Origin of the sequence: Dokdonia genika, assembly GCF_042652845.1 — a bacterium.
GTDB lineage: Bacteria > Bacteroidota > Bacteroidia > Flavobacteriales > Flavobacteriaceae > Dokdonia > Dokdonia donghaensis.
The window spans coordinates 25,360-37,322 of record NZ_JBHSHB010000016.1 but is presented as its reverse complement, the minus strand read 5'-3'; the positions used below and the strand labels follow the sequence as shown (position 1 = coordinate 37,322).

Here is an 11,963-nt window from a genome sequence, read left to right as displayed (position 1 = left end):
TGTAATTATTTCTTTTTTCTCTAGCTTTGAGTTGTCTAATAGCAATGACAAACTCTTATACAAAAATACGGATTATGCACGTAAATATAGAAGACAGCTGGAAGCAAGAACTCACTGCCGAATTTGAGAAGCCTTATTTTAAATCGCTTACCACATTTGTAAAGGAGGAGTATGCTACCCACACGTGCTATCCGCCGGCTGCGGAGATTTTTTCTGCCTTTGACCATTGCCCTTTTGATAAGGTAAAAGTCGTGATTATTGGCCAGGATCCTTATCACGGAGCTGAACAGGCTAACGGACTTTGCTTTTCTGTACAAGATGGCGTAGCGCATCCTCCATCACTTAGAAATATCTTTAAGGAGCTAGAGACAGATATGGGACTACCTACACCAGTATCTGGTAATCTCGATAGGTGGGCAGCACAAGGAGTGTTACTTCTCAATGCAACGCTTACAGTAAGAGCAGCCGAGGCAGGATCTCATCAAAAGCAAGGCTGGGAGCAGTTTACAGATGTGGTGATAGATACGCTTTCGCGAAAGCGTGAAAACATCATTTTCTTACTCTGGGGAGGATTTGCCAAAAAGAAAGGTAGAAAAATAGATGCGTCAAAACATTTTATCTTACTCTCTGGACATCCATCACCACTAAGCGCAAACCGTGGGTACTGGTTTGGAAACAAGCATTTTAGTAAGGTAAATGAGATTTTATTAAGTAAAGGAGAAGCACCAATAAACTGGTAAAACAAGACATAAAAAAACGACGCCGAAAATTTGAATTAGCTTTCAGCGCCGTTCTTAACTTAATATATAATTAGCTTACTCTTCTTCCTCAGTTTCTACTTCTGACCCCTTGTTGCAAGAAAATTGCAGCAGTAAAAAATTTACAGCGACTAGAATTCCTATAACAATAAAAAATGTCGTCATCTAGGGTATTGAAAGTTGGTTGTTGTGCTATAGATGCACAGAAATAGGAATGGTTGCGTATAAAATGATAAAAATTATAAATTAATCTTAAATTTATTTATATCTATCTGATTTTCAATCATATTTAGATCAAATATTTTAGACTGTACACGTGTTAATTCTTCGTCTGTAATCTGTTTTTGAGACCAAGTGGTCATAGAGAGCCATTGCTGTATGTCTTCTAGTTGTTGCTCGTATCTATTTGCTAGGGTACGGTCTATAGATGGTATTTTCTTAAAATCTGCTGTAACGGTATTAATTACATCTAGCACAATCTTTATTGATGCCTTATGTTCCTCTATAAACGACTCTCTACCTGCAATTACAAAACAACTCCAAGGTGTAGGAAAGTCACCTAGACGTCTAAAGACTCCATTATCTACAATGGGTTTTGTGGTAAAATGTTCCCACATAAAATAGTCTGCAGTACCTTCAGTGAGTGCTTCTATAGCCCCGTCTAGTGTGTTAATCACATTAAATGTAAGAGCACTAGTATCCCAGCCTCGCTGTTCTGCTTGTACGTGTGCCATTACGTGAGAGCCAGACCCATAACGACTTATGGCACAAGTAGCGTTCTCAAGTTCTTCTATAGATGTAAACTCACTTTTTGCACCTACGTGCACTCCCCATTGTAAAGGAGATGATACGTAGACTTGCAATATTTTTGATGGATTGCCATTTGCTATGTCTTTTATTATTCCTCCCGTGAGGATAACAGCAAGGTCAATCTCTTTGTTGCGCAGTGCTTTATTCATTGCTCCAGTTCCTTCTGGAAACATTATCCACTCTAGATCTATGCCGTGATGAGCAAACATCCCATCTTCTATAGCTAGGTGCCAAGGGAGGTTAAAGTGTTCTGGTACTCCGCCTATGCGTATTTTAATCATATATTAGGTATGCTTATTCTTTAAGTAGTCAAAAATAGCATATTGTGACCTAATAGGGGTTTTATTTTTATCTTGGATTTTTACATACGAGTTTGTAGCCTCAGCATCTTGTATGCGGGCTTTAACAGTATCTGCCAGTTGTAGTTTAAATATATCTAGCAACTCTTTCTTACAATCGGGTTGTGTGATAGGTACTAGTACTTCTATACGTCTATCTAAGTTGCGCGTCATAAGGTCTGCACTTCCCATATACACTTGCTCCTCACCGCCGTGATGAAAGTAGTAGATGCGACCGTGCTCTAAGTATCTATCTAATATAGAGGTAATATAAATGTTTTGACTCAAGCCAGGTATACCAGGGACTAGAGAAGTAAACCCTCTTACCAGCATACGTATTTTTACTCCTGCCTGACTAGCTTTATACAGCAACTGAATCATTTCTTTATCCTCGAGGCTGTTGATTTTTATTTTAATTTCTGCCTTTTGTCCTGCTTGAGCATATTCTATCTCATCATATATAAGTTTTTCAAAAGTGCGACGCGTGGTAAACGGACTTACTAGTAAGTGTTTGTTGCGCGGTACAATGAGGTCTCCCTGTAGTACTTTAAATACCCTATCGAGTTCTTTACTTAACTTCTTATTTGCAGAGAAGAAGCCGTGATCTGCATAAATTTTTGAGGTTTTTGCATTAAAATTACCTGTACCTATGTAAATGTATCTTCTGTTTTTTTCGTCCTCAAGACGTTTAATTAGTAATATTTTAGAATGTACTTTTATTCTGGGGTAACTATAAATGACTATAGCACCTTTTTCTTCAAATTTTCTACCCCATTTTATATTGTTCTCTTCGTCAAATCGTGCTTTGGCCTCTATAAAAATGAAGACTTTCTTACCGTTATCTAAAGCCTTAAGTAGCGCAGTTGTAAGTGGTGACTCATTTGCAACACGATAAAGCGATATTTTTATTTCGGTAACAGCTGGATCTATAGAAGCTTGTTCTATAAGACGTTCAACATAGTGAAAGGACATAAAAGGAAAATGGACCAGATGATCGCGCTCTTTTAATGCTGTAAAATAATCGTCAGTATGGGCTAGCGTGCCGTGTGGGATTGCAGGCTGATCTTGATAATGAAGTTTTGGGTTATCTGTCGGATCGGGAAAACTAAAAAAATCATTAAAGTTATGATAACGACCTCCTGGCATCATATCTACCTTACCCACATTGAGCAATTTTCTTAAGCGCGTTGCATCGTTCTTGTCCATAGATGCATCGTAGAGTAGACGAGTAGGCTGTCCTTTATGCCTGCGTTTTAACGATTCATAAATACGCTCTGCAAGTATACCATCTACCTCATCATCCAGGTATAACTCTGCATCTCTTGATATTTTTACCTCGTAAATTCCTCTAATAGTTTCGGCAGGAAAAATATCTTGCATTTTATGATGAATGATATCATCTATAAACGTGAGATAATGCGCTCCATTTTCTTCATATAGCTCTAGAAAACGATTTATTTTATCTGAGGGAATATTTACAAATCCTACCTTTTGAGTATCCTTAAATAGCACATAAAAATATAGCGCTTGATCCTGCAAGAAGATATCCCCTTGAGTTACATCTACTATGGTTACCTCTAGAAGTGGTTGTATTACTTGGTCGTAGTAATTGTCTATTAAATCAAAATGCTTTTCTGTATATGATTTTGAGGTAAGTAGGTGTATGTTATTTGCTTTAAGCTCTGGTATGATATGTAACCTAAAGACTTTACCAAAACGCTCCTGCTGAGTATTTACAGTTTTTTTTATCTCCTTTACAATCTTATTAGGTCGTAGTGTAAGTTCTTTACGTATCTTCTTTTTTACACGTTTAAGCTGGCGTAGTTGTGACACGCGCACACGAAAAAACTCATCAAGATTAGTAGAGTAAATAGCAAGAAACTTGAGGCGCTCATAAAGCGGATTATTCTCTACATCTTCTGCTTCTTGTAATACGCGCTCATTAAAAGCTAGCCAGTTTATATCGCGATGCTTAAAATTAGTCTCGTCTAGTTTAATCATAGGGAGTTTTTCTCAAATGTACAAAAGCGTACTCCCTACAGTTTTAATTATCTGTTAAATGATAAACGGAACCATTACCTCTTTATTTTATGAGTTTTAAAGCCTTTCTAAAACTTCTTGTATAAGTTTTTCTGTTTGCTCTGTAGGTTCTGTGCTAAAGGTTTTATTAACTCTATTTGCTAGGATACAATTAAGCGATATAGCTCTATGTCTCAGTAATTTTGCGAGCCCGTAAATTCCAGAGGTTTCCATTTCTAGATTTGTAACGCGCAGGTTGAGTCCGCTTTCGCGAAAGCTAAAAGAACCCAATTTATCATTCATCTCAACGTCACTCGTCTTAAGTCTAAGCATTCTACCTTGAGGCGCATAAAAACCTATGTTTGTAGCAGTAAAACCTTGGTAAAAATCTGGCTCATTAAATTTTGCTGCTAGCGTTTCATCACAAGAAACTACATAAGGAGCACTCTTTTCTGGAGCCCAGTCCATATGTTTTATAAACGCTTCTTGTACCTCAAAGTGCTGTATGTGCTTACTATCATAAAAATGTAAAAGCGCATCAAGTCCCATTGCGTAACGACTTATTAAAAACGAGTCTACGGGGATGTCTTTTTGAATCGCCCCACTGGTCCCAATGCGTATAATATCAAGTGTTGTGTGCGTATCTTTTACAGCTCTAGTCTCTAGATCTATATTTACAAGCGCATCTAGTTCATTAAGGACAATGTCAATATTATCTGTACCTATACCAGTTGATATGACGGTAATCTCTTTTCCTTTATAAGTTCCTGTGCTTGTTTTAAACTCACGTTTTTGTGTTGTAAATCGTACACTATCAAAGTATTTTGTAACCGTATCTACACGATCTGGATCACCTACGGTGATAATTGTTGTAGCAATATCTTGCGGTTTAATATTAAGATGATAGATACTCCCGTCTGGGTTAAGTATAAGTTCTGAAGAGGCTATGGCCATATTATAATTTTGTAAGCTGGTGGTTATTTTCATCATAGGTGTAATCATACTTTGATACACCACCTAGGTTGCAAGAATAAGCGATTTTTTGAAATACATTTTGACCCGTATCCAGAATGTTATTAGACTCTTCTGTGAGAGTAAGTACATCATTCTCGAGGATGAAAAATGGTCGCATTCTAGTTATCATTTTAAATAGTTGTATATCTCCATACCCATAATAACCTTGGTAATTGAGCATATAACCACAAAGTTGTTTTTCTGTTTTTATTTCATACTTGCGTATGAGTCTAAGCATATTTGTTTCCAGTGTATTAAGTCCACTCTGCACGTGCGGAAAACGCTCTTTGTGTGCACTTATACAGTTAGATAAATAGATGAAGCTAGCGTCTTTTGCACGCTGTGGTTTAAGTTTTAAGTGGTCATTACCACAATATAGTCTCCATAAATCATCTGCGAGAAAGATATCGTGGTTTGTAAGTGTAGTCTTGTCTTTATAATGGGCCAGTAGTTGCTGGTTAGATAATTGCGAGAGGCCTTTAAGCTCTTTTTCACCACTTACACGACCGCTACACACAAGTGAGACAATACCTTTGTAATATATAGCACGTAAAAAACTTATACAGGCAAGCATATTAATATGACAAAAGAGATCATATTCAAACCATAAGACGACTTCTTCATATAAATGGGCATCTGCAATAATAGCTAGTTGACTCCCAAAGATATCATTATAAGATCCAGCGTGCTCCGGGTAATTTGATTCAAAAAAGGATATACGTGCCGCTCTAAACTCCTCACTGGCTAGGTTTGCCACTGTCTTACCTTCACACAGCATCTCTCGCCATACCGCATAATCACCTTTTACCTTAAGGGCAAGTAATCTATCATTAAGGCTATCGCCGTTTGTAACGTGTAAAAGCTTTGACATAGGGATGATGTATCTTAAGAGGAAGAAGTAAGCTTATCCGCCTACACGTTTAGTTTTAAAACCTTTATCTTTTAGAAAAGACATAATACGATCTCTATAATCACCTTGTATGATGATACTTTCATTTTTAAAACTACCACCTACACCTAGTAAAACTTTAATCTCTTTGGCAAGAATTTTAAAGTCTGAGGTAGCACCGGTATACCCCTCTATAATCGTGATAGGTTTTCCTTTACGTTTTTCGTATTTACAAATGAGAGGATCATCTTGTATCCAGAGTGTATCTTCTATGTCTAGATTTTCTGTAGCATCTTTTTCCGGAGTGTGATCCGGAAAAAGATTCTTTAATTGATCACTTAAGTCCATACTTATTCTTTAATCAACCCTATTTCTACAAGACGCTGGTGTAAAAAGTCACCCGCTGTAATATCTTCAAAAGCCTTTGGGTGGTTTTCATCTACACACTCGTCAAGACAGTTAAGTTTCATATCTGACCTAGGGTGCATAAAGAAAGGAATACTGTAGCGAGCCGTTCCCCATTGCTCTTTTGGAGGGTTTACCACACGGTGTATAGTAGAACGTAATTTATTATTAGTATGACGCTCTAGCATATCACCTACGTTTATTACAAGCTCATCTTCATTAGGTATGGCATCTATCCACTCGCCATCTTTGCGTAGCACTTGCAATCCTCCGGCAGAGGCTCCCATAAGTAAGGTTATGAGGTTTATATCACCGTGAGCACCTGCACGTACGGCACCTTTAGGCTCTTCTGTAATAGGAGGGTAGTGTATAGGTCTTAAGATGCTGTTTCCGTTTCTTGCCCAGTGGTCAAAATAAAATTCATCAAGACCTATATAAAGTGCTAGCGCACGTAATACATAGATTCCTGTTTTCTCAAGCATACGGTATGCTTCCATACCTTTTTCATTAAAATCTGGCACCTCGTTTACAATCACATTTTCTGGATACTCTTCGATAAGATTTGCATCATCATCTGCCTCTTGTCCAAAATGCCAAAACTCTTTTAAGTCACCTTCTTTCTTTCCTTTTGCGTGTTCTTTTCCAAAAGAAATATAACCGCGCTGGCCACCGCCACCTTCTATTTCATACTTCTTTTTTGTAGCCTCTGGAAGTGCAAAAAAGTCCTTTACATTCTTATATAAATCATCTACAAGCTCATCACCTAGAAAATGATTCTTAAGGGATACAAATCCTATTTCTTCATATGCCTTACCTATTTCTTGAACAAATTTATTCTTAGTTGCAGCATCATCGCTCAAAAAATCTGCAAGGTTTACACTTGGTATATTATTCATCTTGTAATCTTTACTGTTGTGTGACGAAGGTAAGCATTTTTAGGGGCTTAACAGCGTTTTTCACATTTTGGAGGCTCAAATTGTTAGTAACTTTTTGTACGCTATCGCGAAAGCGTATTGCAACACATTAACACTTGCTTTATGTTAATTTCATTAGTAATTGATTCTCAAAATGGAACTTTCATACTAAATCGGAGTTAAACCGATTTATAATTTATGGTTTCCCGCCAGTATCTTTCTATCTTGAAGCTATGGAAAAGATATTAGTAGCAGGTGCCCACGGTACCACAGGAAAAAAAATAGTAAACCTTTTAAATGAATCACAATACTTTACACCTATAGCAATGGTGCGTAAGGAAGAGCAAAAATCTTTCTTTGCATCAAAGGGTATAGCAACCGTAATGGGAGATCTTGAAGAAGATGTAACTCCAGTATTTAACCAGCCTTATGATAAAGTACTTTTTGCAGCCGGATCTGGTGGTAAAAAAGTAGTTGCTGTAGACCAAGAAGGAGCAAAGAAGATGATAGATGCTTCAAAACAGAATAACATCAAGAAGTTTGTAATGCTAAGCTCTATGGGAGCAGACAACCCAGAGCAGGCAGAAGACATACAAGAGTATCTCAAAGCGAAACATAATGCAGATGTATACCTTAAAGAAAGCGGTATTAATTACACAATAGTGCGCCCAGGTAGCTTAACAAATGACGAGCTCACCAATAAGATAGAACTAGCCGAAAAGCTAGGAAAGAACGGAGAGATAAGTCGTAATGATGTAGCTCAAACGCTGGTACGCTCTCTTAATGATGATGTAGCAAATAGAGAGACTTTTGAAATTTTAAAAGGAGATACGCTCATAGCAGACGCCTTAAATAAAGTAGCAGTAGAGGAGGCATAATCACTGCTTTTTAAATTATTTACAAATTTTATGAGAAGCTAGTAGCTCGTATGTATTACATATGAGTTATTAGCTTTTTTGCATATACGTGCTTATTGATGAGCTTATTAGCTCAACATTTTACGGCAAGTCTTCGTTAGGCAATAATGATTACATTTGGTTATATCAAACACAATCTAATGGCTACGCATACAAAAACTACACTCTCATTTAATTATAATCGAGGTACTCTTGATGACAAAGTACTCTTGCAATTGTACAGAGCGATGCTCAAACCTCGTATGATAGAGGAGAAAATGCTCATCTTGCTTAGACAAGGCAAAATTTCAAAATGGTTTTCTGGTATAGGCCAAGAGGCCATTTCTGTAGGAGTTACATCTGCAATGCGCGATGAAGAGTATATCTTGCCTATGCACCGTAACCTAGGAGTGTTTACCACGAGAGAGATACCGTTGTATAGATTGTTTACACAATGGCAGGGCAAAATGAGTGGTTTTACAAAAGGAAGAGACCGTAGTTTTCACTTTGGCACTCAAGAATACAATATTGTGGGAATGATATCTCATCTGGGACCACAACTTGGTGTGGCAGACGGGATCGCTCTTGCTCATAAATTAAGAGAAGAGAAAGCCGTAACGGCCGTTTTTACGGGAGAGGGAGGTACGAGTGAAGGAGATTTTCACGAGGCGCTCAATGTAGCGTCTGTATGGCAGCTGCCTGTACTTTTTTGCATAGAGAATAACGGCTACGGACTCTCAACACCTACTAGCGAGCAGTATAATTGTGAGCATCTTGCTCAAAGAGCTCAGGGCTACGGGATGGAGTCACACATTATAGATGGCAATAACATTCTTGAAGTCTACACACAAATCTCAAGAATAACAGAGGACATACGTAATAACCCGCGACCGGTACTTATAGAGTTTAAAACCTTTAGAATGAGGGGTCACGAGGAAGCTAGTGGTACAAAATACGTACCTCAGGAGCTTATGGATATGTGGGCAAAGAAAGATCCGCTTAGTAATTATGAGGCCTATCTGGAGCAAGAAGGTATACTTTCGGCTACGGTAAAAGAACGGTATGCCGTTGAGATTAAGAATGAAATAAATGAACACCTAGAAAAGTCATATCAAGAGGAGCAAATCACTCCAGATCTCAACACAGAGATGGAAGATGTGTATGCACCTTTCCGCTTTCGCGAAAGCGTACCCAGCAACACTACAGAAGAGCTAAGACTCATAGATGCTATCTCTCAAGGCTTGCGCCAGTCTATGGAAAAGTATGACGATCTTGTGATTATGGGACAAGATGTGGCAGAGTATGGAGGCGTCTTTAAAATAACCGAAGGCTTTGTAGCGCAGTTTGGTAAAGAACGCGTGCGCAATACACCTATTTGTGAGAGCGCCATTGTTGAGACTGCAATGGGTCTTGCTATAAATGGAAAAAAAGCAATGATGGAAATGCAGTTTTCTGATTTTGCAACCTCGGGTTTTAATCCTATTGTAAACTACCTGGCTAAGTCACATTACAGATGGTCACAACCGGCAGACGTCGTGGTGCGTATGCCTTGTGGTGCAGGCGTGGCTGCTGGACCTTTTCACTCTCAAACTAATGAAGCCTGGTTTACACATACGCCAGGTCTTAAGGTGGTTTTTCCAGCTTTTCCTGCAGATGCCAAAGGATTACTTGCAACGGCTATAGAAGATCCAAATCCCGTACTATTTTTTGAGCATAAAAAGCTATACAGAAGTATAAGACAAGAAGTGCCTACAGATTATTACACAATCCCGTTAGGTAAGGCTGCACTGGTAAGAGAAGGGTCACAGCTTACCATCATCACCTACGGAGCAGGGGTGCACTGGGCGCTTGACTTATTAAAAAAAAAAACAGAGCTATCTGTTGATCTTATAGACTTGAGAACACTACAACCACTAGATAAGGAGAGCATCATCGCATCCGTTTGTAAAACGGGTAAGGCATTATTACTTACAGAAGATTCTGGCTTTGGGTCTATTATGTCAGATATTTCGGCACTAATAATGGAATCTTGTTTTGAGAAGCTGGACGCACCGGTAAAACGTGTGACAAGCTTAGATACACCTATTCCTTTTGATGCAAATCTAGAGCAGCAGTACTTACCATTAGAGCGTCTAGAAAGTGCGCTTCAAGAGCTCATAGATTATTAAGAATTTAGAATAGATTATTATTTAAAAAGGGCTTCAAATATGAAGCCCTTTTTTTTATGACGTTGAAAAATGTTAATGTTTTAAGTAAAAATGAGTTAAAAGAGAGAATCTTGGCTATCGGTTAACATTTAGCCGTTAAAGGCTGCTAAAGTCTGAAAAAAACGCAATAAATGGCAATACTTTTATACCATACTAATCAATAAAACAATCACATTATGTTACGTTACACAATCATATTTATTATTATCGCAATTATCGCTGCAATCTTTGGATTTGGTGGTATAGCCTCTGGAGCTGAGAGTATTGCAAAGATCTTATTCTTTATCTTCATTGTATTATTTGTACTATCACTAGTAAGTCGTTTATTTAAGAGATAATACGTACTTATAGAAAATATCTGGCAATCTTTCATTTTTTGAGAGATTGCCTTTTTACTTTAAAACCTAACTATTATGAAATATTTAAAAATGTCAATGCTAGTTGTTGTACTAGCTGTGATTACAAGTTGTAGTTCTACATCTGTTATTAAAGAATCAAAAAAAACACTTAAAGGAACTTGGACACTTAACGATGTGAGTTATGATCGTGCAGGAACTTATACTATCAACCTTTTAAACGATGCTTCTGAGGAGTGTATGGAAGGTAGTACTTGGAGATTTATACCTAATAATAATTTTGGAAACTATGAACTTTCGGGCGCGAGCTGCGATACCGAAACAAGATACTTTGTATGGTCTATACCTGATAACGAAGGCGATGAGATGAATTATGACATCTTATTAAAGCCTACAGATGCAAAAATGAAATCTGAGACTAATACCGGTTTTAGAATAGCCATTTCTTACCTTTCTGATAGCCAGTTACAAATGACGCAAACGGTAAATGTAGAGGGGTCTCCTTTCAAAATCACAATGAATTTTACTAAAAACGGAGAGTAATTATAACACATCAAAAAATCATAAAAATGAAAAATATATTAAGAAATATAACAGTGGTAGCACTTGGTGCTGCAATGCTTACAGGTTTTACTAGCTGTGAAGCGACAAAAAATGCAAATAATAAACAAAAAGGTGCTGTAATAGGTGCTACTGGAGGAGCCATACTAGGAGCCATTATAGGTAACAACGCTGGTAGCGGTGGTAATGGAGAATTAGGTGCAGTGATAGGTGGTGTAGTAGGCGGTGGTGCTGGTGTTCTTATAGGAAATAAAATGGACAAGCAAGCACAACAGATAGAGCAAGAAATACCAGGTGCAAGTGTTGAGCGTGTAGATGATGGTATCGTGGTGACATTTGATGAGAACTCTGGTGTATACTTTGATACAGCCAAGTTTAACATTAACGCAAATAGCCAGACTATGCTCAATAAACTGTCTAATATTATGAAAGAATACAACCAGACTAATGTTATTGTAGCAGGCCACACAGATAGTGTAGGATCTGATGCAAGCAACCTCACATTATCTCAAAACAGAGCAAACGCAGTTACAAATTATATGATAGGTACAGGGCTCTCTGCCGGGCGTTTTACGACTGTATGGTATGGAGAGGCACAACCAGCAGCTAGTAATGATACAGCAGAGGGGAGAGCTCAAAACAGAAGAGTGCAACTTGCAATAGTGCCTAATGAGCAAATGAAAGAAGATGCCATTAATCAGGCTAACGGAGGTAATTAAGAACTAGCCTCAACAGAATTCATAAAATCCTTAAAACTTTAGTTTTAAGGATTTTTTATTGTCTCGCGGTTCGTAAC

12 protein-coding genes are annotated in these 11,963 nt (G+C 37.9%); 6 read left to right on the top strand and 6 right to left on the bottom strand.

Going from position 1 to position 11,963, the window contains the following annotated elements; translation table 11 throughout:
- Window positions 1-74: 74 nt before the first annotated feature.
- Window positions 75-740 (top strand): uracil-DNA glycosylase, encoded by a 666-nt coding sequence (locus tag ACFO5T_RS09825; protein ID WP_380033984.1) that lies wholly within the window; start codon window positions 75-77, stop codon window positions 738-740.
- Between the two features lie 257 nt (window positions 741-997).
- Here ACFO5T_RS09825 and ACFO5T_RS09820 read toward each other — a convergent pair whose 3' ends face one another.
- From ACFO5T_RS09820 to ACFO5T_RS09795, 6 genes are all read right to left on the bottom strand, one after another.
- Entirely contained in the window at window positions 998-1,849 is an 852-nt protein-coding gene (locus ACFO5T_RS09820) for a substrate-binding domain-containing protein (RefSeq protein ID WP_380033982.1), read from the bottom strand.
- 3 nt (window positions 1,850-1,852) lie between these two features.
- On the bottom strand, window positions 1,853-3,907 hold the full coding sequence (gene ppk1, locus ACFO5T_RS09815; protein WP_380033980.1) for a polyphosphate kinase 1: 2,055 nt from the start codon (window positions 3,905-3,907) through the stop codon (window positions 1,853-1,855).
- Between the two features lie 96 nt (window positions 3,908-4,003).
- On the bottom strand, window positions 4,004-4,879 hold the full coding sequence (locus ACFO5T_RS09810) for a nucleoside phosphorylase (protein ID WP_380034296.1): 876 nt from the start codon (window positions 4,877-4,879) through the stop codon (window positions 4,004-4,006).
- A gap of 1 nt (window position 4,880) precedes the next feature.
- Window positions 4,881-5,810: a DUF1835 domain-containing protein gene (locus ACFO5T_RS09805; RefSeq protein ID WP_380033978.1), complete on the bottom strand. Its 930-nt coding sequence runs from the start codon at window positions 5,808-5,810 to the stop codon at window positions 4,881-4,883.
- A 33-nt stretch (window positions 5,811-5,843) separates the two neighbouring features.
- Window positions 5,844-6,176 (bottom strand): translation initiation factor, encoded by a 333-nt coding sequence (locus ACFO5T_RS09800; protein WP_035324927.1) that lies wholly within the window; start codon window positions 6,174-6,176, stop codon window positions 5,844-5,846.
- A 2-nt stretch (window positions 6,177-6,178) separates the two neighbouring features.
- Window positions 6,179-7,129, bottom strand: coding sequence for an isopenicillin N synthase family dioxygenase (locus ACFO5T_RS09795; RefSeq protein ID WP_380033976.1), 951 nt, complete (start codon window positions 7,127-7,129; stop codon window positions 6,179-6,181).
- 251 nt (window positions 7,130-7,380) lie between these two features.
- Between ACFO5T_RS09795 and ACFO5T_RS09790 the strand changes: the two genes are divergently transcribed.
- The 5 genes from ACFO5T_RS09790 (at window position 7,381) to ACFO5T_RS09770 (ending at window position 11,886) form a co-directional block, all read left to right on the top strand.
- Window positions 7,381-8,025 carry an SDR family oxidoreductase gene (locus ACFO5T_RS09790; RefSeq protein ID WP_380033974.1) on the top strand — a complete coding sequence of 215 codons (645 nt, stop codon included), beginning with the start codon at window positions 7,381-7,383 and terminating at the stop codon, window positions 8,023-8,025.
- Between the two features lie 179 nt (window positions 8,026-8,204).
- Window positions 8,205-10,211 carry an alpha-ketoacid dehydrogenase subunit alpha/beta gene (locus tag ACFO5T_RS09785; RefSeq protein WP_380033973.1) on the top strand — a complete coding sequence of 669 codons (2,007 nt, stop codon included), beginning with the start codon at window positions 8,205-8,207 and terminating at the stop codon, window positions 10,209-10,211.
- Window positions 10,212-10,426: 215 nt separating this feature from the next.
- A complete protein-coding gene (locus ACFO5T_RS09780; RefSeq protein ID WP_021778916.1) occupies window positions 10,427-10,588 on the top strand; it encodes a DUF1328 family protein in 162 nt (53 codons plus the stop codon).
- 75 nt (window positions 10,589-10,663) lie between these two features.
- A complete protein-coding gene (locus ACFO5T_RS09775; RefSeq protein ID WP_380033972.1) occupies window positions 10,664-11,149 on the top strand; it encodes a lipocalin family protein in 486 nt (161 codons plus the stop codon).
- A 26-nt stretch (window positions 11,150-11,175) separates the two neighbouring features.
- Window positions 11,176-11,886: a YiaD family glycine zipper/OmpA-like lipoprotein gene (locus ACFO5T_RS09770; protein ID WP_380033970.1), complete on the top strand. Its 711-nt coding sequence runs from the start codon at window positions 11,176-11,178 to the stop codon at window positions 11,884-11,886.
- Window positions 11,887-11,963: the final 77 nt, after the last annotated feature.

Bases quoted from the DNA above. Each gene is read 5' to 3' on its own strand.
- ACFO5T_RS09825 (WP_380033984.1), top strand. From the start codon at position 75: ATGCACGTAAATATAGAAGACAGCTGGAAGCAAGAACTCACTGCCGAA.
- ACFO5T_RS09820 (WP_380033982.1), bottom strand. From the start codon at position 1,849: ATGATTAAAATACGCATAGGCGGAGTACCAGAACACTTTAACCTCCCT.
- ppk1 (WP_380033980.1), bottom strand. From the start codon at position 3,907: ATGATTAAACTAGACGAGACTAATTTTAAGCATCGCGATATAAACTGG.
- ACFO5T_RS09810 (WP_380034296.1), bottom strand. From the start codon at position 4,879: ATGGCCATAGCCTCTTCAGAACTTATACTTAACCCAGACGGGAGTATC.
- ACFO5T_RS09805 (WP_380033978.1), bottom strand. From the start codon at position 5,810: ATGTCAAAGCTTTTACACGTTACAAACGGCGATAGCCTTAATGATAGA.
- ACFO5T_RS09800 (WP_035324927.1), bottom strand. From the start codon at position 6,176: ATGGACTTAAGTGATCAATTAAAGAATCTTTTTCCGGATCACACTCCG.
- ACFO5T_RS09795 (WP_380033976.1), bottom strand. From the start codon at position 7,129: ATGAATAATATACCAAGTGTAAACCTTGCAGATTTTTTGAGCGATGAT.
- ACFO5T_RS09790 (WP_380033974.1), top strand. From the start codon at position 7,381: ATGGAAAAGATATTAGTAGCAGGTGCCCACGGTACCACAGGAAAAAAA.
- ACFO5T_RS09785 (WP_380033973.1), top strand. From the start codon at position 8,205: ATGGCTACGCATACAAAAACTACACTCTCATTTAATTATAATCGAGGT.
- ACFO5T_RS09780 (WP_021778916.1), top strand. From the start codon at position 10,427: ATGTTACGTTACACAATCATATTTATTATTATCGCAATTATCGCTGCA.
- ACFO5T_RS09775 (WP_380033972.1), top strand. From the start codon at position 10,664: ATGAAATATTTAAAAATGTCAATGCTAGTTGTTGTACTAGCTGTGATT.
- ACFO5T_RS09770 (WP_380033970.1), top strand. From the start codon at position 11,176: ATGAAAAATATATTAAGAAATATAACAGTGGTAGCACTTGGTGCTGCA.